Genomic DNA, 25,950 nt, shown 5'->3' with positions numbered 1-25,950 from the left:
TTATATTTATAAAAAAGTGTCCTCAGGTGCCCTATCGAACAAATCTCCTGCCATTTGGAGAATACGGTCGTGCTGGACCAGCTTGTTTTTCCACTCCTGAGGAATGCCTGAATAACCATACAATGCACCAGCTATTTGTCCCGCTGTCGCGGCAACGCTATCAGCATCATCAGCAAGATTAGCGGCCAGTAGAATTGCATCTCGGAAATTATCCGTGTTCCATACGGACCACATAGCGGCCTCAAGCGTATCGATAACATAACCACTTGAACGAATCTGATCGCGAGTTTTTTGCTTATACTCGCCCGCATTAATAATCATTACACGTGGCTGGAGCGGCATAATATGTGGAGCGAAAACAAAATCTTTATTGCTCCCATTAATCATATATACAAGTAAATAGTTTAAATACTGTGTGCTATTTATTGCTTCCGATGCACCATGTGTAGCAATACTTTGTTTTTTGGATTCATAAAATGATTTGCTTAATGACTTTCTAAAAAAAATTGAGACAGGTGCTTGCCTGATAATGGATGCATTACCTGCAGTGTCTGGTGAGGTATTACCGCTCCAGCCAGGACCAATAGCCAAATATTGTTCTAAAGCAAATCGAGTCGTATTCCCTATATCAAAACAGACACCATTTGAACTGTTATACCCATGCTGATACCATGCCAGAAGTTTATTCCTAAAGGATATAGTATCAGCATCGCCTTTCTCAAGAAGAGTTTCCGCAAGGCATAATGCCATGGATGTATCATCCGTCCATTCGCCTGCGCGCAGTCGAAATGGCCCCCCCCCTGTCATATCCTTAACGTGTGCTCTGTCACGTGGTAGAAATTCGAGTGTGGTACCTACAGCATCCCCGACCGCAAGACCGATAAGAGCACCTATCGCGCGATCCCGTGATTCCGCAGGTGAGAGACTACATGATGGTGTTACATCCCATTGTTTTTGTGCATCACTATTTGAGGATGATTCTGAGGGCTTATCATCATACGTATACTGCATCCTCCGCTGGACTGAAGGACTGCTAACGGGTAAGTATTGTCGATATTTGTCCACATATTTTAGTAACGTATTTAAATCAGAGTGCAGATCGATCATTATAATTCCTTATACGTAAGCGCGGTTTTACCACCAGAATCAACACGCTCAATAACTTCAAATTTGGTGCCGGGTTTAAAAAGTACTTCCGTTTCAGTTCCTTTATATTCGGAGAGAAAATCAATAGGCTTACCCGTTTTACCATTAATCTTGATTGTAGTATCTCCGGAAAAAGGAACTTTCTGATCGGTACTCATAAATGCGGGATCAGAAACAACATGACCAACCTGGTTTTCCATTAGTACGCTTTCAGGTAACGTTGCCCCTCGGTATGTTATACCCTCATAGGAAGGAAGCTTATCAAGAGCGTTAGTAGCATGATCCGCAAAAGCCTGAATTTCTGGTGTCAGTTCAGTCTGGCCTCTTAGCGCATTGTTAACCATCGGATAACCTTCATTCGTAGTATAACCGTAAAGAGCCCCTACTTCATCATCGGTTAGCAGGGAGGAGAGTCGTTTATCCCCTTGTTCAGCAAGTTGTCTTCCCTTTGTTACCCAAGTATTAGCGAGGTCTTTACCTACAGCCTCGGATAAACTCATTTTCGGTTTATTTAAAACTGTAGCGCTTAATGGATTTGCTTCAACAGGTTTAACTGTCGGTATTTTACCAGCACGCCACGCATCAAACCGTGCCCCGCCCTTCATGCCAGCCCCGCCGCCGATAACAGAGCCGATCAGCATCCCCCATTTTTGACCGTCGCTACCTTCGCCAAACAGCATCCCACCCGCGTAGCTACCAACAGTCCCACCGCCCATTGCACCGAGGGTGCTCAGAAGTGCGATTGCCGGACTGGCCAGCACCGCCATCGCTCCGGCACCAACGGCGAGCATCGTCCAGTTTACCCATTCAGGAATTTCAGGACTTATTTCATCAGTCTGGACCTTGCTTCCACCGATGATAACATTACGAGATCCCTGGCTAATCTCAGCGCTGCATGTCAACTTATCGCCAATTCGCGAAGCGGGAAAATTGTTGATGTAAACTTTTATCGAACCTTCTGCAACTCGTTGCAAACTTCCACTGTGCTCGTCGCACTCCCCAGCAGAAAGATGAGCGCGGATAGCCTTTCGACTGTTGATGAATACATTAGGCGAACCTTCTTTAAGCGTACCTGTGGCATGCCGTGGTGCCCATGACATACTTCCCAGGACCTCACCCAAACCACCAGCAGCACACGCCCCAGCTGCGACAGCAGAAACGGCTACCAGAGCAGTCCCTCCGGTAACAACAACGGCAGCCGCACCCAGAATTGCTCCACCTACGAGCCCAGCGATCATCCATCCTTTAGAGGCTGTATGAGCAATTTCGTCATCAACACGTGCGGCCAGACATTCGGACATAGCTATTCGGCTCTCTGCGCCATCAGATACTTGCGGATCTGATCGGGTGAATTAAGATCGTCAAAACCTGAGACCTGGCGGCAAACAGAAAGCTGTGAAATTAAGTGGCGGGATTTCTCTGCAGAAAGAGTCCACAGCGCATAACGAAGAGGCTGACTGCCCGGAACAGGCGCAATACTTAGCGGTGCCCCCAGCTTCTCAAAAAGTAAATAGTGTCCCTCTTTCGCCCGCTGAAGCGAAAGATGCCCGTAAAGCTCCTGGATGTTATTAAAGACACTGAGTACTTTACTCTCGCAATCAAGTGCAAAAAATGGTCCCTCTGTGTTGGCAGCAAGCATTTCTCTGGTTTCGGTCGGGGCTGGCTTATGAAACTTGATGCTGCGGATAATTGCCTGGTATTGATTGTGATAAAAATCGCTAAATTCACCCGGGCATGTACCGATATAACACACCATTTTTTGACCGGCAGGATGGTCACCGAGTAAAATCACCGTTTGTTTCTGAAGAATGACCGCATTATCATTTTTAAACTGATAAAAAAGCTCTACCGCCTGATGACCATCAACAGAAGTCATCTGAGAGGATTCGAGACGAAAGTCTGGCACCGTAATTTCCAGCTCACGCACCAGACGAGTTGCCACATCATGGATTTTATCTTCGTGTTTAGCACTTGCACGAGATACAACAAAAGTAAACTCACTGGCACCATTTTCGCTCAGGGTAAATAAATTCATGGTTCTGTCTTTATATACATCTGGTAACGCCAGTGTAGCTTCCTGGAGAATATATTCCGCCATACGAGTTACTCTTATTTGTTGGCATTAATAACAAAAAAACCATCTACTTCCTGCTGGATTTCACTCTGATGGGATGCCCCAGGAGGATCGATGGCATTGCTTCCATCATCAGGGTTTAAATGCAGTTCGCCGCCAAGCGTGTTTATTTGCGCATTCTGCTTAGCGGTAAAGTTAAAGTTATTGCCAATGATATTAACGCTGCCATCTTTCGATAATTCAATGGCGCTTTCGCCGCACTCCAGCCTCAGCGTATTACCCGCTGCAAGAATATAGTCGTTAACCACTTTGTCACTGCGAGAGTTACCCGTCAGGCAGATGACGTTCCCTTTTACGCCCGCATTCTGATTTTTGACAACCCGTAATGTTTCATCCTCTCCCACAAATTGGGTTCGATTCTTTTCAGTCGAATGGGATTCATCATTTTTGACGTTGATATCCAGGTTGCGCTCGGCCTGGAGCCACACCTGCTCGCCCCCCGCCTTGTCCTCAAAGCGCAGGGCGTTGGCGTTGTCGACCGAGCCGTCTTTCGTCCGGCTCATAAAGCCCATCTGCGTCGCCGCCGCCGGCAGCGCCCACGGCGGCATGCTCGCGTCGTTGTACACGCGGCCCGTAATAATCGGCCGGTCCGGGTCGCCGTTGATAAAGTCCACCACCACCTCATCGCCCACGCGCGGGATCTGCACCCCGCCGTAGCCCTGGCCCGCCCAGGCGCTCGACACGCGCACCCAGCAGGAGCTGGTGTCGTCCCCCTTCGCCAGACGGTCCCAGTGGAACTTCACCTTCACGCGACCGTATTTGTCCGTCCAGATGCTCTCCCCCTGCGGCCCCACGACTTTCGCCGTCTGCGGGCCGTAGGTGCGCGGCCACGCCGTGCTCTGCGCCGGGCGATAAGAGACCGACGCCGGGATGACCGTGAAATCGGTGCGGTGAATGGTTTCACCCTCGCCGCTGGCGTAGCGGTTTTCCTCGAAGTGATACCCCGCCGCCGTCACCAGATACTCGCCGTTATCGCTGAAGAACGGCGCGTTGGTCAGGGTGAAGATGTGGCCCGGCGCTATGCCCGCCGCCGTGGCGGTGGCCTGAATCTGCTGGTGCTCCACCTGCCAGCGCTCCTGGCGAATGCGGGCGTAGAACTCCGCATGTCCGGTCTCCACAAAGCGGCCCGGCCAGTCGTACACGTCAATGCTTCCCGGCTTCGGCGATGCCGGGTTCTGCTGGGCCTGGAACAGCCACGCGTTCGGCTTGCGGAAGTCATAGTCGTCGAGGCTGTAAATGCCCGGCGTCACGCTGTCCTCCAGCGCCCACTGGCCGATGCCCTCTTCGTCCGTGCTGCCGCCGGACGGCGTCTGGTGATACGGAATCACCTCGTAGCCGCTGAACGGCTGGTGCTGCGTGGCGGCGTCGGTGAGCACCAGCGTATGTTTGTCGGCCTCGTGGCTGAAGTAATACGCAATCCCCTCCAGCTCCATCAGGCGGCTGATGAAGTCCAGGCTCGACTCCTGATACTGCACGCAGTAGTCCCACACCCGGTAGCTGCCGGTGAGTTTGTCCTCCACGTTGACCTGATGCTCCCCCAGCAGGGTCTTCACTATCTGCGGCACCGTCTGCCCCTGGAAGATACGCAGGTTGCGGTCGCGCTTCATCGGCCACAGGTCCGGCTCCACCGTCAGCTGGTATACCGCGTAGCGGGTGCCCGTCAGCTCAACGGCGCTCACCGCCACGCGCGTGACTTTGCCGTTGATGTAGCGGGAGGTGAGCAGGTTCTGCGTCGGGATGGTCACCGTGACCGGCTGCCCGAGCAATTTGCTGCGGTCAATTCGCGCATCCGTGCCGAGCAGGGTCAGCGTCAGGGCGAACGACTCGGACATCGCCTCGCGGCCGGAGAGTTTCCAGAAGAGCAGCCCCTCGACCGGGAGCTGGACGGTAATTCGGTTGAGCATAATCTGTATTCCGTAATGGTTTATGCTGAGAAATTCTTAACAGTGGATGTCATTTGTGGGGATATATAGAGTTTGTACAAGCCACCATTTACCCATGGCGAGAAGTCTTGTGTTCTCAGAAAATAAAAACGTTCTGTTAATTAACGTGGAGAGAGTTAGCCCTTATCTAACAGGCTCAGGTGGCCATTTACCACCTTTCTGGATGAGCTTCTCTTTAATTTCGTTTAATTTCTCGTAGTGCTCGCTGCCTTTTTCAAGCCCACTCAGTGCATCCGCAAGCGCGTTGCTCATTGACCAGCCATTTTTTGCCTTAATTGACGGATCTGCTCCACGATCGAGCAACATTAATACATGATCGTATGACTGATTATCCAGCGCGTCGAATACCAGCGTTTTGCCTAATGAATTGGCTGTATTGACGTCAGCACCGCGATCGAGCATCGCTTCCAGCGTCTCCGTATTTTTCGCTTTAATCGACTGGAAGATTATTGGCTCGTGGAAAACCTTATCTTTCACATCGGGCGAAAGGCCACCGTCCAGCATCGCGTTAATCCAGTCTGCACTGTCCCCTTTCAGAGCGAATTCTGCGGGGCTGCTTTTCCCTTGTGGCCGAGGCTGTAGCGGATCCGCACCGGCCTCAACGAGCAAAGTGATGACCTTAAAATGGGGAGATGTTTTTTTATCATTAATTGCGTTGCCAAGCGCCCAGAAAAGGAGCGTCATATCCTGCTTTCCAGGCTGGTTAAGGTTGCTATCGGGTGCAAGCGTCTTCACCACGTCAACATTGCCTTCTTCAATCGCTCTCGCCAGTTCAAGCTGCTGACCGCTGAAGTAATCCTGTGGATTGAGTTCCATATCCTGCTTACACCCCTGAATCATGATTAAAAAACATAACGCTACAAAAGCCATCAAACGTTTTTTCACAACCGACTCCCGATTATCGAAATATCCTCATCTTTTTGCTGCTCAATGCAATTTATCGCCTGATTAATACCATGCCGGTCGAGCGCGCTTCCGGTCCCACCGGGAAGATCGTGGGCGATACCCGCAGCATTCGGGCTCAGCGCAGAAATTTCCTCTTTGAGAATTAAAGCCGGGACATGCCCCTTCACCGTTTTCAGATCTTCCCAAAGATTAACTTCCTGAATCTTCGTCAGCAGTTCTCCGTTAACCCGATACGCCTGAATATTCTCCGTGCTGCCCAGGATCTTACCGCCGTATTTTTCTACCGTTCCGGCGTTAAGCCCTGCGGCATTAAATGTCCATCCTGCTTTACCACTTCCCATTGAAGCGGCAGACGCGAGACCGCCTCCCAGCGAGTGTCCGGCAATATCAATATTCTGGCCTGACCTTGCCAGCTCCTTACTAATATTCACGGCTTTTTTATAATAATCAGATGCCATCCCCATGCCCTGGGAGAAGTTATTAGACCAGTCTGCACCGTTTTTAACGGGTGCCAGCTCCCCTTTGGTGAGCAACGAGGAAACATTATCAGACAGCGATGCAAAACCCGGCTCCCTCGATCCCCGGAATACCACCGTGGGATTCATATCATTCCCAAACACATCCGGTTTAGGCTGATAGACGCGAGCAAGAAAATTGGGAGAGGTGTCATCATCGAAGAGCATCGATTTATTCAGGCCATACTTGCCCAGGAGCGCATCATCATTACTAATATCCGTCCACCCCTCCGGCACGCCCGGCGTCGTTTCCAGCGGGTTTACGGTCTTATAAACATTTTCCGCAAGCTTCGCTTTCTCCACGGCAATGTTATTTGCCGCTAGCCGCTTAGCCGCGATCTGCGCATCCGGATAGAGACTGTTGCTGCCCTTCGCAATCAGGTCCTTACGGGCCTGCCAGCGTTCGGCTTTGGTCATATTCTGCAGCTGTGCCGCGTAGGTTTTACCGTCTTTGCCCGGCGTCGGCTGGTCAGGCACCTGCGCCGCTTTGGATTTCACCACCTGCGTCGGGAGCTCCGTCGGCGCAGGGCGAGAACCATAGGTGCGCACCATCGTTTCGTAACGATCGACGATAGTGCTTACCGGGTACCAGCCCAGCCCGGTGAGCGAGGCGGCCTGCAGCCGCCCTTTGGCATTGATGTAAAAGATTTCCGTTACCGATGACCAGCTGCGAAAACTTTCGTCAATTGCAACGATTCTGCCCATATCGAGATCCTGCGCTATCAGCTTGCGCGTATCGCGCCCGGACTGATAGGGATTCGCACCGGTGATGGTTCGCAGCAAATCGTAGCGCGTGAACAGCGAGCGCAGCGAATTGTCGGGCACCGACATAATCCACTGCCCGGCAACGGACGGGCGGATAATTTTCGCAAAAAGCGCTGGCGAGACGTTCTCGCTGAAAAGATAGACAAACTTAATGTTATACATTCGCTCCGTCCTGTTCCCTGTCCCTGCCTGACTTACGGATTCACCAGCCAGGTGCCCGGCTTGGCGATATCCAGCGTCTGGCTGCGCGTTCTGCCGTTGCCCTGCAGTTCAATCTTCACCTCGCCGGCTGGCAGCTTGAGCGACGCGTAGCCGTTATTCGCCGGACGCAGCGCTTTTGGCTCGCCGTTCACTTTCAGCGTTTCGCCGTCGAGAATACGGATATAAACCAACGCAACCGGGCTGGCCTCGACAGGCGGTGGCGTCTGCTGCGCCGCTGCTGGCGCAGTCGCCTGCTCGTTCACCGTCGTCGTTTCTGGCTTCACGTCCGGCGCGTTTGCGGCTGTTTCAGCCGGACGCGTCTCGGACGGTGCCTGTGCAGCCTGCTCAGGCGCGTCATGGCCACCGCCGCTGAACAGCATCGCGCCGGCAACGACACCCACCAGCACGCCCGCGGCAACCATGCCCGGGATCTTGTAGCGACGCCAGTCGAGTGCCGAAGCCGGGCTTTCGTCTTCGACCGGAACCAGCATCGTGCCGGGCTTTTTCGCCGTCAGCACGTCGTTAATACCGGCAACCGGCATCTCAATCAGCGCGGCGAACTCGTCGATAGACTGAGGGCGGTCCTCCATGTGCAGCGCCAGCGCGCGGTCGATGGCCTGCAGCAGCGGAATGGAATAGCCCTGCGGCATCAGCTCGACCAGCGGTTTACAGGTGTCCTGAATGGAGCGCACCACGCTGACCGGCGGCGGCGAACCCACAATCAGGGTACGCAGCACGGCGCCGAGGGCGTAAATGTCCGTCCACGGGCCCTGCTCGCTTTCGTTGTCGTCGGTGTACTGCTCAATCGGCGCAAAGCCCGGACGCAACATGGTTTCCGTTTCGTCAGAAAGGTTACCAATCGTGCGGCGCGCGGAGCCGAAATCGAGCAGCACCGGCAGGCCGTTATCCTGGATCTGGATGTTATCCAGAGAGATATCGCGGTGCAGATAGCCTTCGTCGTGGATGGTCTTGATCGCGCCAAACAGCATCGGCAGCGTGCGGCGGATCCAGGCTTCGTTAATCAGCTCCGGCTTTTGTTCGCGCAGGCGCGAAAGCGTGGTGCCGCTGTAAAACAGCGTCCCCATATAGGCCGTGTCGTTTTGCACCCAGAAGCGCAGGACGTGCAGCAGGTTCGGGTGGTTAAAGCGCGCCAGCAGGCGCGCCTCCTGAATAAAGCTGTTCAGACCGGCGGAAAAGGCTTTGCCAAAGCGCTCGCTGCGCAGCACCAGGGTCATGTCGTCGCCGCGCACGGCGAGCGAGGAAGGCATAAATTCTTTGATAGCGATAGTGCGTTCGAGCTGGTGATCCCACGCGCGATAAACGATGCCAAAACCGCCGCCGCCGATCACCTCTTTGATTTCAAACTCGTTGAAGCGGTACCCGACCGGGAGCGCGTTTGGGACAGTCCGATTGTTATCATTATCCGTCATCTTTTACAGTTCTCTTGATGATTATTACGCGGCAAACTGACAGTGAAACTCGCCCTGCTCGCAGGTGACGTGCAGACGTCGGTACTGCTCGTCGCTGCGGCTGGCGGTAAGTAATATCTGGCTCATCTGAGGCAGCAAGGTGTTGGTGAGGATCGCATCCACCATGCGGCCGCCGGACTCCACCTCGGTGCAGCGCTGAACAATTTGTTCCACCACGCTGTCGTCAAACTCAGAAATGATGTTGTGATTCTCTTCCAGACGACGCTGGATGCGCTTAAGCTGCAGGCGAACAATCTGCCCCAGCATATCGTCGCTGAGCGGGTAGTACGGTACCACCAGCAGACGGCCCAGCAGCGCGGGGGGAAACACCTCCAGCAGCGGCTGGCGCAGCGCGCCGCTCAGGGCGTCCGGATCCGGCATCAGCTCCGGATCGGCACACATGGCGCTAATCAGGTCGGTGCCCACGTTGGACGTCAGAATAATAATGGTGTTGCGGAAATCAATGTGGCGCCCCTCGCCGTCCTCCATCCAGCCTTTATCAAAGACCTGGAAGAAGATCTCGTGGACGTCCGGGTGCGCTTTTTCAATTTCGTCCAGCAGCACTACGCTGTACGGGCGACGGCGAACGGCCTCGGTTAATACCCCGCCTTCACCATACCCTACGTACCCCGGAGGTGCACCTTTTAAGGTGGAAACGGTGTGCGCTTCCTGGAACTCACTCATATTGATGGTGATAACGTTCTGCTCGCCGCCGTACAGCGATTCCGCGAGCGCCAGCGCGGTTTCCGTTTTACCGACGCCGGACGGGCCGCATAGCATAAAGACGCCCACCGGTTTGTTCGGGTCGTCGAGCTTCGCCCGCGAGGTTTTGACGCGGCGGGCAATCAGGTCCAGCCCGTGACGCTGGCCGATGACCCGCTGGTTCAGCGTATCGGCGAGGTTCAGCACCGCGTCGATCTCGTTTTTCACCATCCGGCCCAGCGGGATCCCGGTCCAGTCGGAGACCACGGCGGCGACAACGTTTTCATCCACCGCGGCAAACAGCAGCGGCTCATCGCCCTGTAAGGCGTTCAGCGCCAGCTGCTGCTCCGCCAGCTGGCCGCGCAGTTCGGCGGCATCGTCTTCGCCCGCCGCGAACAGCGCCGCGCGCAGGCGGATAATCTCCTGCACCAGGCTGCGCTCTTCTTCCCAGCGCTGGGCCAGGGCTTCACGTTTGGTTTCATACGCGTCGCGCTCGGCGCGTAATGCCGTTACGCGCCCGGCGTCACCGGCTCCCACGCGCGCTTCGCGTTCGGCTATCTCGATTTCCACGTCCAGCGCGGCGAGATGGCGCAGGCAGTCTTCCAGCTGCGCCGGCGGCGCGCTCTGGCTGACCGCGACGCGGGCACAGGCGGTGTCGAGCAGGGCAACGGCTTTATCCGGCAGCTGACGCGCCGGAATATAGCGATGGGATAGCTTCACCGCCGCGCTGACCGCTTCGTCGAGTAGCAGAACCTGATGGTGCGTCTCCAGCGGCGACACGGTGCTGCGCAGCATCAGAACGGCTTTCGCTTCGTCCGGCTCGTGGACCTGCACCGTCTGGAAACGACGGGTCAGCGCCGGATCTTTCTCGATGTATTTTTTGTATTCCGCCCAGGTCGTGGCGCCGATGGTACGCAGCTGACCGCGTGCCAGCGCGGGCTTCAGCAGGTTGGCGGCATCGCCGGTGCCCTGCTGGCCGCCTGCGCCAATCAGGGTGTGGATCTCATCGATAAACAGAATAATCGGCGTGGCGCTGGACTGCACTTCATTGATTAACGCCTGCAGTCGGGCCTCGAACTCGCCTTTCATGCCGGCGCCTGCCTGCAGCATGCCGATGTCCAGCAGCCACAGCTGAATATTTTGCAGCGGCTCCGGCACGTCGCCGTCGGCGATACGCAGCGCCAGCCCTTCCACCACCGCCGTTTTGCCGACCCCGGCTTCCCCGGTCAGCAGCGGGTTGTTCTGACGGCGGCGCATCAGAATATCGACCATCTGGCGGATCTCTTCATCACGCCCGACAACCGGGTCAATCTTGCCGTCACGCGCGCGGGCGGTCAGGTCCTGGCCGTACTGGGCCAGCGTCCCCTGCGCAGCCGGTACCGCCCCCGCCGGTGCGTCAACCGCGGCAGTGGCCTGCTGCGTCTCTTTGCTGTTGGCGCAAATGGCATCAAACTGCTCAATCAGCACCTCGACGTTAAGACGGGTGAACTGCGCCGAGATGCTTTTCAGCACGTTGGCCAGGTTCCAGGTTTTGAACAGGCCGATCAGCAGGTGGCCGCCGCGAATACGGCTGACGCCAAACTTTAGCGAACCATAAACCCAGGCGCGCTCCACGGCGCTGTCGATATGTTCGGAGAGGTCGGAAACGGAACTCGCCCCGCGCGGCAGGGCGTCCAGCGCGGCGACGATATCGCGCGTCAGCTGCTGTTCGTCGAGGGCAAAGTGGCGGATGACCTGCTGCAGATCGCCCTCCTGCTGCTGCATCAGCTGATGCAGCCAGTGCACCAGCTCCACGTACGGGTTGCCGCGCAGCTTGCAAAACGCGGTGGCGCTTTCCAGAGAAGTAAATAACAGCGTATCCAGTTTGCCGAAAAGCACGGCACGGCTAATTTCTGACATGTTAGTTTCCATTAACAATGATTCGGTATACGGAAGGATTACCGCTCTGCGCGATACACCAGATCGCCACGCGGGACAGGCTGGGGCTGGTGGCCCAGCCAGGTGCTGTAGCCTAATCGCCCGTCGCCGCCGAGCGTGGTGCCCTGCACCGCGTCTTCGCGCAGGATCACCCGCGTTTCCCACTCAAATTCCAGCCCGGCATACTGGCGCACCCAGTCGCGCAGTTCGGTGACCCACGCTTCGCCCGGCAGGAAGCGGTTGTACTCCTCCGCGCTCAGCGGGCCGATCTCGATGCGAAACTTGTGCTGCACGTCGCGCACCGCAACGCCCAGAAAGGCGGATTCGCCCATGCGCGGCATGCGGCGCCCTGCTCCCAGCTGCGCCTGCTCCCGCGCGGAGAGCGGCATCCACTGCGGCACGTTGCTTACCAGCCTGACCGGCGCGTTAAAGTAGTTGCGCAGGATCTTTTCCAGCCCCTCCGGATCCCGCCCGTTACGGGTCAGGTGCCCGGCGTGGGTAAAGCGGGCATGGGCGCTCAGGCTGCCTTTGCTCATCTGGCCCGGCTGCCCCATCCCAATCAGCGACGCGAGGTACCCCTCAAAGCGCCGGTTGTCGGCGCGGTCAAGGGAGACGGCGGGCTGCGCGTCCGCCCAGGCGCGGTAAAACAGCAGCGTCAGGCGATGGTGGAACAGATCGGCAAACGCGCTCAGGCTGCTGTCCTGATGATGATGAATACGCTCGCGGGCGTATTCGGTCATGTGGACCGGCAGCGGGCCGTTAGGGCCAAACAGCCCGAAGCTGAGGATAGACACCTCGTGCAGCCCGCTCTCTTCCCGCTGTCGTACCTGTGCCAGCGTGGAAGGCGCGAAGCTCATCGACGGCTGCTGGCCGATGCGTAACGGCTCAAATTTCGGCAGCGGCGCGCGTCCCAGCGGATAGCGCTCGCCCCCCTGGGCGTCAATGCGCCTTAGCAGCTGGAACAGGTCATAGCGCCACGGCGTCTCGCGCACCCCGCGCCAGAAACTGTCTGGCAGCGGCGTGAGGCGGTGAACGCGCAGCGGTGCGGCAGCAACGTCACTCATAGCAGCGCCCTTTTACCCATTCGCGGCGCCCAGTAGCCGATTTCGCCGCGCTGCTGGCTTTTCAGGGTGAATTCCGTGAAGCTGTTAATCGACACCAGCCGGGCAAACAGGCGCTCAAGCACGCTGCCGAAAAGCCAGGGGCTGGCGCCGGAAAACGCCCGCTCGTCCACCGTCAGGGTAATGCCAATTCCGCGGGCGAAAACGACCGGACCGGGTTCCGGCACGCGGCGGTGAACCGGCTCAAGCACGCAGTGGCGAACGCCTTCCACCTGACGCGCAACCGGCGTTTCGGCCAGATTAGCGTACAGGCCTAACAGCTGGCGCAGCGCGGCCGCGCCGTCTTCATTTTCGCTGTCCATCAGGCTGAGGTAGTTCATCTGCAGCTGGCTGATGAGCCGCCAGGTGCTGAACCCTTCGGCCAGCGCCGGACGCGGCGGCGTCGGCCCTTTACGCAGGGTCAGGGATTTCACCGGCATGGAGTCAGCCATGATGAACTGCCCGAGCTCCTGCTGGAGCATCAGCGGCAGGTCGCGGCTGGTGCAGAGCACCTCGGCAGAAATATAGCGCAGGTTTTCCTGCCACGGCGCGTGCTGTTCATCCACCAGCGAAACAAACACTTCTGAACCGATATAGCCGGTACGGGTGCCATAGCGCAGGGCATGCTCAGAGAGCACGCGCTGCTCCCGGCGCAGCGAAAAATAGGCCCCGTAGTTGCCCGCGTCGCCGCTCCAGGTACTCCAGAAAGGACGAAACGTCTGGTCATCGCGCTGCCCGTCGGCGCTGCCGAAAATTTTATTCACGGCGTAAATTTCATAGTCCAGCGGCCGGATGTTATCGACTACCAGATGGTATTCATGCTGGCCTTCGTTCAGCTTCTGCCGGGCCGCCACCTTCGGGAAGAGGTTGATCACCGGCGTGCAGTGCAGCGCCAGATGGCTGGCGTCGACCACGCGCTCCAGCTGTTCATCCGACTTATCCAGCAGGATGAAAACATCAAAGGCTTTTTCGTTTTCGCAACGCTGAACCAGCTTGCTCAGACCGCTCAGGCTGATAAAGCGGAAACGGGCCGGGAAGGCAAAATACTCCTGCAGCAGTCGGTAGCCGTCAAAGTTGCGCAGATCGTCCGGAAGCAAAGCCTGTTCCGGCCCAAAGCCCTCCTGACGCAGCGCGTCCGACGCCAGCAGCTGTCGCTGCGGATGCTGGCTGACCGTCTGACAGACGATCCCGGCATGGTGCTCCATCACCAGCTCCAGCAGCTTCAGCGCTTCAATGTCCGGGCCGCTGAGAAAAAACTCGAGCCGGTCAAAATCCAGGTGCCCGAGGTTTTGCGGACCGTCGCAGGCGATGCGGATCCGTAAGGCGCTGTTAATCCCCCGCTGGCTCAGGCCCAGCTGCGCCAGCGGCAGGTCTGCGGGAACGCCGCCCAGCTCAACCTTGTCGATTTTCACCGGCAGCAGGTTGACGTCGTGCGCCGTCGTATAGCTGCAGGTGACGCCCGTCTTCTTCAGCGCCAGGCTGTCCATCATGGTGCCGCGCGGCACGATAAAGCCTTTGCTCAGGTCGCCCCGGCTGCTGTCGGGCTCAATTTGGGCAATTGCCATCGAGGGCGTGGGCGCGAGGTAGTTCGGCGCAATCATCTCCAGCAGGCGCTGGGAGAAGCGCGGAAACTCCGCATCCATTTTCATCTGCACGCGGGAGGTGAGAAAGGCGAAGCCCTCCATCAGGCGTTCAGTGTACGGGTCCGCCACTTCGATACCGCGCATGCCCAGCCGTCCGGCAACTTTCGGATAGCGCTCAGCAAACTCGGCCCCCATTTCGCGCAGGTAGGCCAGCTCGCGGTTGTAATACTCGAGCAGTTTACTTTCCATGATTACCCCGCATCTTTCAGTTCAAAATGGCCGTTTTCCAGATCGACATCGGTGCGAAACAGGAACTCAAGCGGGTACGGCACGCACCATAAGCGCCCTTTTATCTCGATGGACAGCACGTTGTGCAGATCCAGCGAGGAAGTATCCGATACGCAGCGAACCTGCAGCCCCTGCGGCAAAATGCGCGGTTCAAAATTGATGATGGCCTCGGTAAGCTTGCGCTGAATATCGTGCCATTCGATATCCGACATTCGCTTCCCGGCTAGCGGGGCGACGCCGAAGTTAACCACCGAGCGGTTCACGTGCGGCAAGGCGCTCAAATCACCGGAGGCATCATGGTTGATGGTGTTAAACAGCCACTGCAGATCTCGCAGGACATTGCGGCGCAGCGCGGCGTGGGTGATCAGATTGCTGTTGGCCGACTCACGCTTTTTTTCCGGGTCGTTATCGGTGAGACGATCCAGCAGCGAGGGCTGCATTTTGTCGCGCGCCCCCACCTTCTCCTGCTTGCTGCGGGCTTGCCAGCCGCTGCGCAGCAGATCGCCTTCGCCAGCGGGATTACTCATCGGCTCCATCCGTCGCAAACGTTACGAGGCTTAGCGTCAGCAGCGGGCTTTCGCTTTGTTCGCTCAGCCAGGCTTTTTGCCCCATCCCTTCGTAAAGGGTGCCGTCCTCGTCGAGCGGACGCCACTCGGTGGTGCGCCCCAGCCTGACCGCATCGGAGGCATCGTCCCCAAAAGGATAGCGCGCCGGGATCTGGCACACCTGTTCCGTGCCGTCGGTAAGGCGTACCAGCGCATGGCGCCAGACCAGGTCGGTGACGCTGGCCGGGGCCTGAAAACGGATCTCCGCAATCGCGCTAAACGGCAGCCAGAAATAGCGGCCGTTTACAATGGTTTCGCACACCGGGCCGAGACGAGCATCGCCGTCCATCAGCCAGTCAAACGCCTGCGTCTCCTCGTTTTCGAGGACGATGCGGCCCGGGTTTGCCTGAGCCAGGTCAAGGGCTTCAAGACGCCGCGCCTGCGCGCGCTCGCCCTCCTCGCCCAGCGCCGCGGCAAGGGTGGTCAGCCACGGCCACTGGGTTTCAGGCATGGCAGGACGCTGCGCGCCGGCCATTACCTGCGCGCGCTGCAGCTCGCCCTGAATGGACTGCTCCAGCAGCGTGACGGTGGGCTTCGCCTGAGGCTTCAGCGCCAGCCAGCTTTTCAGCTGGGTCAGCGCCCGGGTCCAGTTGCCGCTGAGGGTTAAAAACTGCACGAACGCGGCGCGGAGGTCGGCATCCGCCGGACGGGCTTTGATTTCTGCTTCAAGACGCGCCAGCGCGTCGCCGAGCGACTCACCCGCCAGGTGTTGATAGAGCGTATTCATAGCCACTCCTTAATTCGCCGCGCGCCATGCGCCGATTGCCGGATCGCGCAGCTGCGGGCGCAGGGTGTCAATCAGAACGATATTCAGCGGGGTACCGGGTGCAACCCAGGCGCCCCACGTTTTTTTCACCGCGTCGATACGCGCCTGCAGTTTGGCATCGTCGCTGGCGGTTTCACGCGAAATTTCTACCGCCACCGTGCCGTTGCTCTTCCAGCTGTTGAGGGTGGGATCGTAAGGCAGGATCATCCAGCTCTGGTCGCTGTTCGGGGTGCTGAATACCATGCGCTCTTTGTTAACGGAGGTGATCAGCGCGTTTTCCGGGTCAGCGCTTTGGTTAAGCCCCGTTACCGGGAAGCCATGAATGTAGGTCACCGCCATCTCTTTCTGCCCGCCGCTGCGGGACTGAGAAATGACGGTGTGTCCGCTCAGCCAGCTGCCGTTACCGCAGCGGGTGGTATCAGAATCCGGAATGAAGAGCGCCGGTGCGGAAGCGCCGCCTTCCCAGAAGGTGCGCAGGTGGCAGCCGTCCTGAAGGGTAAACTCCTGCCACGGCGTGCGGTCGGCGGCAACGGTATTGGCTGCCACGTTCTGGTCTGGCGGCAGCAACGCGCCGCTGGCCGCAGTTGCGGTTGCGGTCGGGGTCGCGGCGGGCTCAGCCTGCGCCTGTTTCACCACCAGCGCCCACTCCTGCGCTTTGCCTGCCGTGCCCTGCGCCAGCGTCGTCCCCGCCGGATCGTTAAGCGTCCAGCTGAGCTTATTCACTTTGCTGCACTGGTGTTCCAGCAGTGAGCCAAGACGCGGCACAAAGTTTTCCAGCACGGAGACGTCTTTCTTGCCGTTCGCCACAATACGCAGCGCCACCTCTGGCTTACACCAGCTTTGCGGGGTGTTGTCTTTGATGTTGTCGATCCAGATATCCAGCTTCTGCGCAGGAGACTGCACGATGCGGAAATTTTCAGCCTGCGCGGTGGAGGTCACCGCCAGAATTGCCAAACCCGATAGCCAAAGTTTCATATCGTTCCTTGTGTGTCTAATCAGTTCCGCAGGGAAGAAATTGTGCTGCATCAGAGAGGGTGTGCAGCAAAGTGGTGTCCTGAGGGTTGCCCATCCATACCGCCAGGGCAGTATAGTTATCCTGAGCGTTCCCCTCCTGTTCGCCATTCTTTTGAATGATTTGGTTCATTAAGGTCAGCCACTCCTGTGGCGTATTGACCATATGCAGCGACTGCTTCATTTGCTCTTCGCTGACGCCGTGCCAGAAACCGTCGGTGCAGAGTAAGAACGCATCGCCGTCTTCGACCTGCACCACGTCGCTGTAGCTGGCTTCCGGCCCACCGTTTTCAATCCCCAGCGCCAGATACAGCAGGTTGCTGTTCAGGTTCTCGGTCTGGTGCCCGGCATCCTTCATCTGCTGCACCAGGCTGTGGTCGGTGGTGACGTGCCACAGCCATCCCCGGCGGAACAGGTACAGGCGGCTGTCGCCCGCGTGCGCCCAGTAGGCCAGGCCGTAATCCCGGTCAATGAACAGGCTGACCAGCGTCGTGCCCATCCGGCGATAGTCCTGAACGGCCTGCTGTTCACTCAAAATGGTGCGATTCGCGGTCTGCACGTAGTCGCGAATATGCTGCGCATTAAGATGTTTGTCGCCATCGAAGCGGGAGATAATGCTGTTGCGGGCCAGTTCAGCGGCAACCTCACCGCCCGGCAGGCCAGCAATGCCGTCGCAGACGACAAAGCAGGCTGAACGTTCCCCGATGGTTTCTCCCGTCTGATCCTGGTTGCTGGCGCGCGTCCCCTGGCGGGAGAGAGAAGCCGTTGCGATATTCATTTGTCTTCCGATCCGCTCTGTGAGTCTTTGTACTGATTCACCTCCATGTCATACGCATGAAGGAAGGCTTCGCCAAACAGGGTGTGGAAGTCATCTTCAATCTCGCCGGCCGTCTCACCGTAGCTGCGAACAAAATAGTCCCACAGGGCGGCTTTGCGGCTTCCCGGCAGCGCCAGACGAGAGGTCATCCCGTTTTGCTTCGCCTGCTCTTCGAGCTGTTCCGGGTTAAAGGACTGCAGCATCGCGGCAATAATGGCGCGGATACCGGAGATCATACCCAGCTGGTGCGCCTGCAGGTCGATCAGCGCGTCGCGCACGGATTTGGTTGGCGGCATAAAGCCCGGCATCGGCGTGCCGAACATCTGAATCAGGACGGTTTTCCCGGTCGGCAGCAGCTTGAACGGGTTGTTGGCATCGTCCAGCACCATGGTCATATCGGCTTTTACGCCGCGCTTGAGGATGGAGCGCGAAGAGAGCAGCGCCACGGTCCCCTGGGAGAACATGCCCAGGATCTGGCCCAGCTGACGCATATTTTCACGGTCAAACTGCGGCACCGGCTGCATTTCGCTGAGACCCATGCCTTCCAGCAGCGCCTCCAGCAGCTCGCCCTGCAGCACTTCGCCCTTCTCACCGCTGTTCGCCGTGGCTGTCGGGGAAGCGGCGTTATTGACCGGGTCAATGCGCAGACGGCCCTTAGGCGTCTGCGCGCTACTGCGCGCAACGGCCTGCGGCGTAGGCATGGTGAAACCTGCGTAATCCGGACGCGCGGGCTCTTCTTCAGCGCGCGGGGCCTCCTGCGGCTCAGGGGCGAACAGTGGGGAAGCGGCAAGCACGTCCTCCTCCTGCGCCGGTGCTGGTTCCGTTTCCGGCTCCGGCTTTTCGTCGGCAATGTCGTCCGGATGGGTTAACGGCGCGCCGCCCATCAGCCCAAGTGGGTCGTCATTACGCGCGGCGGGCGCGCTGGCCTTACCACCGAACAGGGCCAGCGGGTCGAGCTCATCCGCTGCCTCTTCTTCTGGCTGCACGGGAGCTGTCTCGCTCGGCGGCACCAGCGTTGACGGGGTGACGTCGTCAAAAATACTCTCTTTTTTGAACAGCGCCTCATCGCTGAACAGCGTGTCCGGGTCGACATTCTTACGCTCAAGCTTCGGATCGCTGTCGTTAAACATCGCCAGCGGATCTTCGGCGTTACGCTCCGGCGCCGCGGGCTGGGTGAAGGGATCGTGCGATGCAGCGGGCTGGGGCTTTGTGCGGTTGCTGGAGATGCTGTCGGAGATAGAGAACTCCTGCATCAGGCTATCCCAGATTTCCGTTGGCACGGCTGTCGGCTCGCTCTTCCCGCGCGGGGCGGCGCTTGCCGGTTTCGGCTGCGGAGCGGGCGCTGGCGCGGCTGGACGAGCCTGCTGCTGCATGCTGGCCGCCATGCGGCTTACCGGCTGCGTATCGTGGATAAGCTCGGTCACTTCGATGCGGTATTCATCAATTCCGAGAATGTCGCCATCCTGCAGCTCAACCTGACGGCCCCGCTCCAGCGGAATGTCATTTAATACCACGCGGGTGACGCTGCCACGGTTGGTGACGCGGCATTCACCCTGGGCATCAACGTGAACAATGGCCTGCAGACGCGAGATGGTGCGGTCATTGTCCGGCAATACCAGATTGTTATCCGTACCGCGCCCAATGGTGCCGCCCGGGGCGTAAAAATCACAGCTGCTCTGCGGCGGCTGATGACCGGGTTTCGTAGAAATAATCGTGAATCGCATGGCGTATTCCTGCTGGTATGATTAGCGCTCAAACGCTGCCGCTCTCGGGACGAGAACGGCGGCGTTTGGGGTTAACATATTCTATTCAGTCTGCGTAAGCTTAAACTGGCCTGAGGTACCTTCCTGTAAGGTGAAACGGGCCGCATAGCGAATAGAATCGTTTTTCCCTGACACTTTCAGAGCAACATCATATTCTCCCGCTTGCCACGTAATCCCCGTCCACTGATGACATTGTTGGGTCGTTAACGTCACCTCAGGGCTAAACGTTGACGGCGGCGATATTGCTTTCCATTCATTTCCCGCGCGTTTCATTATGGTGGGCGAATGGCTGGTGACAGGCGCGTCTAACCCGGAGTCAGCGGGAATAGCAAAGCAGGGTTCGTTGTTCTTTAGCGTAACCGAAAGCGGCTGATATTGTGCCGGATGAGAGACACAGGCGCTCACCGTTAATGCGATTGCCACAACACTGAGTAACTGTTTCATAACCATACCCGCCGGTCTTTAGGATTTTGAATAAACAACGATAATACCTGCAGGTATTTTTCCTTCAGATCTGGTCCGATAATCCCCTCAAACCCTGCAATATTTCGGAAATCACCCAGGCCGTAATTTATCAGGTAATAAAAATCTGAAATGATAGAAGCCTGCTGCTCCATACCAAAGTCCGATAGCTTTTTATCGGGGGGCAGAGAATAATTATAACTTGCTGCCCAACTGAATGCCCCTCGGGTACGAACATTCATTCCAATCTGGTGCTGCAACACATGCACCATCTCGTGAATAAACCAGTGTTTATATCGTGGAACTTCTGTCGAGAAGTCGTCCCGATAATGCGGCTCCCGAAAATAGAGTTCGCCATTAGGCGTCATCGCAACATTGTTTGACTGCATATTAAAGGGCAAATAGCTTTTATTATGGACTTTAACTTCTGAGTATTTTATTGCGTCACCAAAAACCGAGCGCGCCAGTGCTATTTCGCCAATGGTGAGAGGACGGGCGCCTCCTTCCTGCAAACTTGCCATGCTATCTTCCTTCCCGGTTGATAATGACCGGGGAAAACTCCCCGGCCACATGCGCAATTACGCTTCTTTGTTTTCTTTGATGTTCCAGCCAGCGCTGCTTTCAGCACCTTTACCACCGGCGGTGGTCTGCTCCCAGTACTGCTGTTTCACTTTCGCAGCCTGGAATGCGTAGGTCACACCAACGGTATCGCCGTTGTCAGCACCGGTGTACTGAACGGAAGTCACCAGAACGTCTTCCAGCGTGATGCGGGTGTATTCAACCTGCTGACCACCCGCTTTGCAGACGGACAGCTCAACTTTGGTCAGGTGCTTACCGCTGGCGCAGTGTTTCAGGACTGCTGTAGTGGATTTGTCGATCAGCGCGTTAACGTGCAGGTCGTTAAAGTTAACTTTACCGGCACCGCCGCCACCGCCAACGCTCATATTACCCGGCTGGGAAGCGCCCCAGGAGAAGGAGGTAATATCAGTCCAGCCGGTGTGGTTAGAATCTTTAGATTCGCCCGTAACACCCTCGACCTTCAGAAACATATCAATAGCCATAATATCTACTCTTCGTGGATGAACAATATTGCTTTCGAAAAAGCCCTTATATGGCAAACAGGAAAGCATGGGGCTGAATAAAACCGTCCATATTTTACCTCTGCCTCACATCAAATGACCCGTGTCATTTGACAGTCTTACATTCCCCCAGAATGAACGGAAAGAATGTGAAGTCTTTTACTACTGCGGGTTATCCTGAATCCAGGTACGATCAGGATCGCCTATGATGACCTGCGGAACCAGTTTGTTCAGCTCATCGCTATGAAAAAGACGCAAACAGTTTAAGGTTACACCTTTGACATCGGGTTTTCGCTCTGAATGAAAACCATTAATTTGATTTTTATATTTTCCGATGAGGGCATCCACTTTATCAGTGCCATTTTCGGCATCAAAAGGTATCCACTCAATGAATGCACTCGCACTGCGGGCCGCATCAGCAGAAAACTGGCTGCCTTTATCTGCCACCTGCGCAAGACAGCGCGCCAGAACTAAATCTTTTAAAACCTGCCGGTATGTTTGCTGCTGATAAAAATCAGGATAGTTATTTCCGGCACACACATAAAAAGTCATACATGCGAGGAAAAAAAAGAAATATTTCACCTTATATCCTTTGCCCCAAGCCCCGCAGCGCCTCAGCCCACGTTAAATACTCGATTTTTCTTTCCATTTCTCTGCGACAACGTATATGCCTATCGCTAATGAATTAAGTCCAACACATAAGAACCCATGCATTGCGATTCGCGGAACATCTTCCGGCCAGTCAAAGATAAAGAGATAGTAGACGGATACCGTCACAAACAGCATGAATGAAATTATTAGCAACGTATAAATGGTTAAATAGCTGATGAATTTTCGTATTAACGCTTTCAAAGTCAAATTCATTAGCTATCTCGTATTCACCTAAAAGTTGCCGGCCCAATGGGCCGGCAATCGTCATCACGCGTCTTTCGTCTTCAGCGACGGCAGTTTAGACACCAGGCGCAGGGAAACGGTCAGACCTTCCAGCTGGTAGTGTGGACGCAGGAAGAACTTCGCGGCGTAGTAGCCCGGGTTGTCTTCGATTTCCTGCACCTGCACTTCCGCAGCCGCCAGCGGCTTACGGGACTTGGTCTCCTGGGAGGAGTTAGCCGGGTCACCGTCCACGTAGTTCATGACCCAGTCGTTCAGCCAGCGCTCCATCTCTTCGCGCTCGCGGAAGGAGCCGATTTTGTCGCGCACGATGCACTTCAGGTAGTGAGCAAAGCGGCAGCAGGCGAACAGGTACGGCAGACGGGAGGCCAGGCGCGCGTTAGCGGTCGCATCCGGGTCGTGGTACTCCGCCGGTTTTTGCAGAGACTGCGCGCCGATGAAGGCAGCAAAGTCAGAGTTTTTGCGGTGAACCAGCGGCATAAAGCCGTTTTTCGCCAGCTCGGCTTCACGACGGTCGCTGATGGCGATCTCGGTCGGGCACTTCATGTCCACGCCGCCGTCGTCGCTCGGGAAGGTGTGGCACGGCAGGTTTTCTACCGCCCCACCGGACTCCACGCCGCGAATCGAGGTGCACCAGCCGTACTCTTTAAAGGAGCGGTTGATGTTAGCGGCCATCGCATAGGCGGCGTTCGCCCAGGAGTAGCTGTTGTGGTTCGCGCCGTCGGTCTGCTCTTCAAAGTCAAAGCTGTCGACCGGGTTAGTGCGAATGCCGTACGGCAGGCGCGACAGGAAGCGCGGCATCACCAGACCGAGATAGCGGGCATCTTCAGATTCACGCAGTGAACGCCAGGCGGCGTATTCGGTGTTCTGGAAGATCTTGGTCAGGTCGCGCGGGTTGGCCAGCTCCTGCCAGGACTCCATCTGCATCACGCCCGGTGCGGTACCGGTGATAAACGGACAGTGTGCCGCAGAACCAATGCGCGCCATTTCACCCAGCAGCTCAACGTCCTGCGGGCTGTGGTCGAAGTAGTAGTCGCCCACGATGCAGCCAAACGGCTCGCCGCCGAACTGACCGTACTCCTGCTCGTAGATCTTCTTGAAGATCGGGCTCTGATCCCAGCCCACGCCCTTGTAGCGCTTCAGGGTACGGCCCAGCTCCTGCTTGGAGATGCTCATAAAGCGGATCTTCAGCATCTCGTCGGTTTCAGTGTTGTTCACCAGGTAGCTCAGGCCGCGCCAGGCGCTCTCCAGCTTTTGAAACTCGTCGTGGTGAATGATCTGGTTCACCTGCTGCGACAGCTGCTCATCGATACCCGCAATCAGGTTCTGAATGGTGCGGTAGGTATCGTTTGAGAAGGTGACGGTATTTTCCAGCGCCTGCTGCGCCAGAGTTTTTACCGCGCTTTCCACGGCGGAGCGTGCCTGGTCAGTTTTCGGGCGGAACTCTTTGTTCAGCAGCGCGCTGAATTCATCCTGGCTGAACGCCTGACCCGCCTGCTGCTCATGTTGTTGAGTCTGGTTGCTCATTGATTATTCCTCGCTACCTTTCGCGCTTTCGTCATTTTTCGGCAACTGGCTCAGGGATTTGAGCAGCGTCGGATCCTGCAGAATTTTAGCGATAAGCTCTTCCGCACCGTTTTTGCCGTCCATGTAGGTCAGCAGGTTGGAGAGCTGAGTACGCGCTTCCAGCAGCTTGTTCAGCGGCTCAACCTTGCGGGCCACCGCATCCGGCAGGAAGTCGTCCATGCTGTCGAAGGTCAGATCGACGTTGAGCTTGCCTTCGCCGGTCAGGGTGTTATCCACCTGGAACGCCACGCGTGGCTTCAGCGCCTTCATGCGTTCGTCAAAGTTGTCGATGTCGATTTCGAGGAACTTACGCTCATCCACGGCCGGCAGATTTTCCACCGGTTTGCCGACCAGATCGGCCATGACGCCCATCACGAACGGCAGCTGAATTTTACGTTCTGCACCGTAGATCTCTACGTCGTACTCGATCTGCACGCGGGGGGCACGGTTACGTGCGATGAATTTCTGCCCACTGTTACTCATTGCCATGATGTTCTCCATCAAAGATGCGCGGTGAAGGTGAAACGGCAGGCTCCATGCCTGTCGTCATAATGCCTGGACGCGTTATTCGCGGCGTCCAAAGATGTTTTCCAGTTGGTTAACGCCGTCTGGCGCCAGGTCGCGAATAATGTCCATAAAGTTAAGTTCTGACAGCCGCTGCACCCGCTCAATCATCAGCGGTGCCGGGTGGCTCGGTTCGTACTGTGCAAAATACTGCTTCGCTTTTTCCAGCATCAGCTGCGCGTCGGCGCGGCTAGTGACCTGCACGCTGCGCCAGTCGGTGACCTGCTGAACGGGTTGCGCAGCCGCAGGCTGCGGCTCGGCGTGCTGTTCAGCCTGCGCCTCCCGGTTCGGCAGGAGCTTGCTGATGTCGGTCACCTGACAGGCGCTGGCAACCAGCCCAACGGTTTTCAGAAGCTGCTCCATCTCCGGTACCCCGCTTTCGCCGAGATAACCGGTGAGCAGATCGCGAATCGCCAGCAGGCGTTCGTTAATGACGATAACCGCTGCGGTTCCCGGCTGGTCGCCGCGGGCCAGCTCGTCAATCAGCCGTGGACGGCCGCCGGGATAGTCCGGGCATTCCGTCTTACTGCCGTCCAGCAGCGCCTGGGCATCCCGAAGCGAAATTTCATCGCCGTTTGAACGCAGAAGCGAGGCGTTACGCACGGCGACGGTAAGGTCAGACTTATCGCTCAGCCCTGCCAGGGCGTTAATGCGATAGAACGGATCGGTTTCGCCAAACTCTTCCAGCAGCGGGTAGAGCGGCTCCCAGTAGCGTGCGAGCGCCTCCTGCACCAGCAGCAATCCGTCTGCGTAGCCCGCGAGCCCGCGGCGGCGCGTCCAGGCATGGGTTAACGCCAGCAGCACGCGAAGATCTTTGGTGCGGCTCAGCAGGCTGGTGGCGTATTTTTCTACCGTGTTCCAGTCAGCCGGCTCCGCCGGGATGATGGTGTCACCAAACTGCTGTTCCGCTTTTCCCTGGCCTGCCTGATTCATGAGCTGGAAGTCAGCGTCGTACTCCAGGTTTTCGCCGCAGGGCCTGTCGGGGCTTATTGGCGCGAGAAATTCTTCGATATTCATAAGATCCCTGCTTATTCAAACATAGGCGGATAAAGACCGTGACGGCCCGGGCGGGCGCCCCCTGCCGGATCGAACAGCAGGGTGAAAAGCTGCCCGGTAAAGTTACCGCTGTGAACGTGGGTGTACAGCGGGTAGCCGTCGCAGCGGTTGGTCCACCAGTAGCTGGTCTGACGAAGCGGGTCAAAACACTCTGCCGCCTGAGGCCAGCCCAGCGTGCTCTGGCCGTCCTCGTCATAGCCAATCACATCAAGAATGTCGGAACGCTTTTGCGGCTCGACGGGCTGCGGCGCCGGAATGGACATCAGCATCTCGTCCAGCTGCGAGGCGGAAAAACTGTTGCGCACCGCGTGCAGCCCCAGGCGTCCAAGCTGCTGATACCAGCTCTCGGCCTGACTGAGCAGGTTAGTCGACCACTCTGACGGGGCGAAGCTCAGCTGCAGGCAAACCGGGTACTGTCGGCCAACGCTGTCCCGACCGGGCAGCAGGCAGCCCATCTGGATCATCTGGCTGCCCAGCATAGGCGGTACAACAAAATTCCAGACCGGCGCTTTGTGGAACTGTCGCTCGCCGCTGCGCAGTTCTTCCTGCTGCCAGGCCAGCAGACCGACCTGGAACCAATGGGACCACTGGCGCTGTAAGGTGTCAGGAAAGCGGCGCTGCAAAAAATCTCCGGCGCTGGGTAATTTGCCATACCAGCTGTAGCGGTTCATCGCAGGGGTATTCGTCATACGGCTGTCCTT

The 25,950-nt window shown here is 57.1% G+C and carries 23 protein-coding genes; all 23 read right to left on the bottom strand.

What is annotated here, in order from left to right; translation table 11 throughout:
* Positions 1-6: 6 nt before the first annotated feature.
* On the bottom strand, positions 7-1,107 hold the full coding sequence (tri1, locus tag M2433_RS00820) for an ADP-ribosylarginine hydrolase Tri1 (protein WP_429052234.1): 1,101 nt from the start codon (positions 1,105-1,107) through the stop codon (positions 7-9).
* Positions 1,107-2,447 carry a PAAR domain-containing protein gene (locus tag M2433_RS00815; protein ID WP_429052233.1) on the bottom strand — a complete coding sequence of 447 codons (1,341 nt, stop codon included), beginning with the start codon at positions 2,445-2,447 and terminating at the stop codon, positions 1,107-1,109. Before M2433_RS00815 ends, tri1 begins: the two co-directional genes overlap by 1 nt.
* 2 nt (positions 2,448-2,449) lie before the next feature.
* Entirely contained in the window at positions 2,450-3,244 is a 795-nt protein-coding gene (locus M2433_RS00810; protein WP_429052232.1) for a DcrB-related protein, read from the bottom strand.
* 11 nt (positions 3,245-3,255) lie between these two features.
* Entirely contained in the window at positions 3,256-5,184 is a 1,929-nt protein-coding gene (locus tag M2433_RS00805; RefSeq protein WP_429052230.1) for a type VI secretion system Vgr family protein, read from the bottom strand.
* Between the two features lie 162 nt (positions 5,185-5,346).
* On the bottom strand, positions 5,347-6,108 hold the full coding sequence (locus M2433_RS00800; protein WP_429052228.1) for an ankyrin repeat domain-containing protein: 762 nt from the start codon (positions 6,106-6,108) through the stop codon (positions 5,347-5,349).
* Complete coding sequence (locus tag M2433_RS00795) at positions 6,105-7,571, bottom strand: phospholipase (protein WP_429052227.1); 1,467 nt, start codon at positions 7,569-7,571, stop codon at positions 6,105-6,107. The genes M2433_RS00800 and M2433_RS00795 overlap by 4 nt, the downstream gene beginning before the upstream one ends.
* Positions 7,572-7,603: 32 nt before the next feature.
* Positions 7,604-9,040 carry a serine/threonine protein kinase gene (locus M2433_RS00790; RefSeq protein WP_063430603.1) on the bottom strand — a complete coding sequence of 479 codons (1,437 nt, stop codon included), beginning with the start codon at positions 9,038-9,040 and terminating at the stop codon, positions 7,604-7,606.
* 24 nt (positions 9,041-9,064) lie between these two features.
* Positions 9,065-11,680, bottom strand: a complete 2,616-nt coding sequence (tssH, locus tag M2433_RS00785; RefSeq protein ID WP_429052226.1) for a type VI secretion system ATPase TssH — start codon at positions 11,678-11,680, stop codon at positions 9,065-9,067.
* 38 nt (positions 11,681-11,718) lie between these two features.
* Positions 11,719-12,762, bottom strand: a complete 1,044-nt coding sequence (gene tssG / locus M2433_RS00780; RefSeq protein WP_429052224.1) for a type VI secretion system baseplate subunit TssG — start codon at positions 12,760-12,762, stop codon at positions 11,719-11,721.
* Entirely contained in the window at positions 12,759-14,630 is a 1,872-nt protein-coding gene (gene tssF / locus M2433_RS00775) for a type VI secretion system baseplate subunit TssF (RefSeq protein ID WP_429052222.1), read from the bottom strand. Before tssF ends, tssG begins: the two co-directional genes overlap by 4 nt.
* 2 nt (positions 14,631-14,632) lie before the next feature.
* Positions 14,633-15,196 (bottom strand): type VI secretion system baseplate subunit TssE, encoded by a 564-nt coding sequence (gene tssE / locus M2433_RS00770; RefSeq protein ID WP_010432861.1) that lies wholly within the window; start codon positions 15,194-15,196, stop codon positions 14,633-14,635.
* A complete protein-coding gene (locus M2433_RS00765) occupies positions 15,189-16,001 on the bottom strand; it encodes a type VI secretion system accessory protein TagJ (protein ID WP_429052221.1) in 813 nt (270 codons plus the stop codon). Before M2433_RS00765 ends, tssE begins: the two co-directional genes overlap by 8 nt.
* A 9-nt stretch (positions 16,002-16,010) precedes the next feature.
* Positions 16,011-17,015, bottom strand: coding sequence for a hypothetical protein (locus M2433_RS00760; RefSeq protein ID WP_429052219.1), 1,005 nt, complete (start codon positions 17,013-17,015; stop codon positions 16,011-16,013).
* A gap of 16 nt (positions 17,016-17,031) precedes the next feature.
* Entirely contained in the window at positions 17,032-17,829 is a 798-nt protein-coding gene (locus M2433_RS00755) for a PP2C family protein-serine/threonine phosphatase (protein ID WP_059312806.1), read from the bottom strand.
* Positions 17,826-19,592 (bottom strand): type VI secretion system-associated FHA domain protein TagH, encoded by a 1,767-nt coding sequence (gene tagH / locus M2433_RS00750; RefSeq protein ID WP_429052216.1) that lies wholly within the window; start codon positions 19,590-19,592, stop codon positions 17,826-17,828. Before tagH ends, M2433_RS00755 begins: the two co-directional genes overlap by 4 nt.
* 81 nt (positions 19,593-19,673) lie before the next feature.
* Positions 19,674-20,081, bottom strand: a complete 408-nt coding sequence (locus M2433_RS00745) for a putative T6SS immunity periplasmic lipoprotein (protein ID WP_429052214.1) — start codon at positions 20,079-20,081, stop codon at positions 19,674-19,676.
* Positions 20,072-20,614 carry a hypothetical protein gene (locus tag M2433_RS00740; RefSeq protein WP_429052212.1) on the bottom strand — a complete coding sequence of 181 codons (543 nt, stop codon included), beginning with the start codon at positions 20,612-20,614 and terminating at the stop codon, positions 20,072-20,074. The genes M2433_RS00745 and M2433_RS00740 overlap by 10 nt, the downstream gene beginning before the upstream one ends.
* 57 nt (positions 20,615-20,671) lie before the next feature.
* A complete protein-coding gene (locus M2433_RS00735) occupies positions 20,672-21,154 on the bottom strand; it encodes an Hcp family type VI secretion system effector (RefSeq protein ID WP_010432842.1) in 483 nt (160 codons plus the stop codon).
* A 180-nt stretch (positions 21,155-21,334) separates the two neighbouring features.
* Positions 21,335-21,754, bottom strand: a complete 420-nt coding sequence (locus M2433_RS00730; protein ID WP_429052209.1) for a T6SS amidase immunity protein Tai4 family protein — start codon at positions 21,752-21,754, stop codon at positions 21,335-21,337.
* Positions 21,755-22,090: 336 nt separating this feature from the next.
* Entirely contained in the window at positions 22,091-23,590 is a 1,500-nt protein-coding gene (gene tssC, locus M2433_RS00725) for a type VI secretion system contractile sheath large subunit (RefSeq protein ID WP_028018712.1), read from the bottom strand.
* A 3-nt stretch (positions 23,591-23,593) separates the two neighbouring features.
* On the bottom strand, positions 23,594-24,118 hold the full coding sequence (gene tssB, locus M2433_RS00720) for a type VI secretion system contractile sheath small subunit (protein ID WP_008502644.1): 525 nt from the start codon (positions 24,116-24,118) through the stop codon (positions 23,594-23,596).
* Positions 24,119-24,193: 75 nt separating this feature from the next.
* Positions 24,194-25,210, bottom strand: coding sequence for a type VI secretion system protein TssA (gene tssA / locus M2433_RS00715; RefSeq protein ID WP_059312798.1), 1,017 nt, complete (start codon positions 25,208-25,210; stop codon positions 24,194-24,196).
* A gap of 11 nt (positions 25,211-25,221) precedes the next feature.
* Complete coding sequence (gene tagF / locus M2433_RS00710; RefSeq protein WP_047345800.1) at positions 25,222-25,938, bottom strand: type VI secretion system-associated protein TagF; 717 nt, start codon at positions 25,936-25,938, stop codon at positions 25,222-25,224.
* Positions 25,939-25,950: the final 12 nt, after the last annotated feature.

Source organism: Enterobacter sp. AC1 (assembly GCF_050434705.1).
Lineage (GTDB): Bacteria > Pseudomonadota > Gammaproteobacteria > Enterobacterales > Enterobacteriaceae > Enterobacter > Enterobacter cloacae_L.
Note: the sequence above shows the minus strand (reverse complement) of the source record. Positions and strands in the feature narration are given on the sequence as shown.

Coding starts and splice junctions, on each gene's coding strand:
- tri1 (WP_429052234.1), bottom strand. CDS start 1,107: ATGATCGATCTGCACTCTGATTTAAATACGTTACTAAAATATGTGGAC.
- M2433_RS00815 (WP_429052233.1), bottom strand. CDS start 2,447: ATGTCCGAATGTCTGGCCGCACGTGTTGATGACGAAATTGCTCATACA.
- M2433_RS00810 (WP_429052232.1), bottom strand. CDS start 3,244: ATGGCGGAATATATTCTCCAGGAAGCTACACTGGCGTTACCAGATGTA.
- M2433_RS00805 (WP_429052230.1), bottom strand. CDS start 5,184: ATGCTCAACCGAATTACCGTCCAGCTCCCGGTCGAGGGGCTGCTCTTC.
- M2433_RS00795 (WP_429052227.1), bottom strand. CDS start 7,571: ATGTATAACATTAAGTTTGTCTATCTTTTCAGCGAGAACGTCTCGCCA.
- M2433_RS00790 (WP_063430603.1), bottom strand. CDS start 9,040: ATGACGGATAATGATAACAATCGGACTGTCCCAAACGCGCTCCCGGTC.
- tssH (WP_429052226.1), bottom strand. CDS start 11,680: ATGTCAGAAATTAGCCGTGCCGTGCTTTTCGGCAAACTGGATACGCTG.
- tssG (WP_429052224.1), bottom strand. CDS start 12,762: ATGAGTGACGTTGCTGCCGCACCGCTGCGCGTTCACCGCCTCACGCCG.
- tssF (WP_429052222.1), bottom strand. CDS start 14,630: ATGGAAAGTAAACTGCTCGAGTATTACAACCGCGAGCTGGCCTACCTG.
- tssE (WP_010432861.1), bottom strand. CDS start 15,196: ATGAGTAATCCCGCTGGCGAAGGCGATCTGCTGCGCAGCGGCTGGCAA.
- M2433_RS00765 (WP_429052221.1), bottom strand. CDS start 16,001: ATGAATACGCTCTATCAACACCTGGCGGGTGAGTCGCTCGGCGACGCG.
- M2433_RS00760 (WP_429052219.1), bottom strand. CDS start 17,015: ATGAAACTTTGGCTATCGGGTTTGGCAATTCTGGCGGTGACCTCCACC.
- M2433_RS00755 (WP_059312806.1), bottom strand. CDS start 17,829: ATGAATATCGCAACGGCTTCTCTCTCCCGCCAGGGGACGCGCGCCAGC.
- tagH (WP_429052216.1), bottom strand. CDS start 19,592: ATGCGATTCACGATTATTTCTACGAAACCCGGTCATCAGCCGCCGCAG.
- M2433_RS00745 (WP_429052214.1), bottom strand. CDS start 20,081: ATGGTTATGAAACAGTTACTCAGTGTTGTGGCAATCGCATTAACGGTG.
- M2433_RS00740 (WP_429052212.1), bottom strand. CDS start 20,614: ATGGCAAGTTTGCAGGAAGGAGGCGCCCGTCCTCTCACCATTGGCGAA.
- M2433_RS00735 (WP_010432842.1), bottom strand. CDS start 21,154: ATGGCTATTGATATGTTTCTGAAGGTCGAGGGTGTTACGGGCGAATCT.
- tssC (WP_028018712.1), bottom strand. CDS start 23,590: ATGAGCAACCAGACTCAACAACATGAGCAGCAGGCGGGTCAGGCGTTC.
- tssB (WP_008502644.1), bottom strand. CDS start 24,118: ATGGCAATGAGTAACAGTGGGCAGAAATTCATCGCACGTAACCGTGCC.
- tssA (WP_059312798.1), bottom strand. CDS start 25,210: ATGAATATCGAAGAATTTCTCGCGCCAATAAGCCCCGACAGGCCCTGC.
- tagF (WP_047345800.1), bottom strand. CDS start 25,938: ATGACGAATACCCCTGCGATGAACCGCTACAGCTGGTATGGCAAATTA.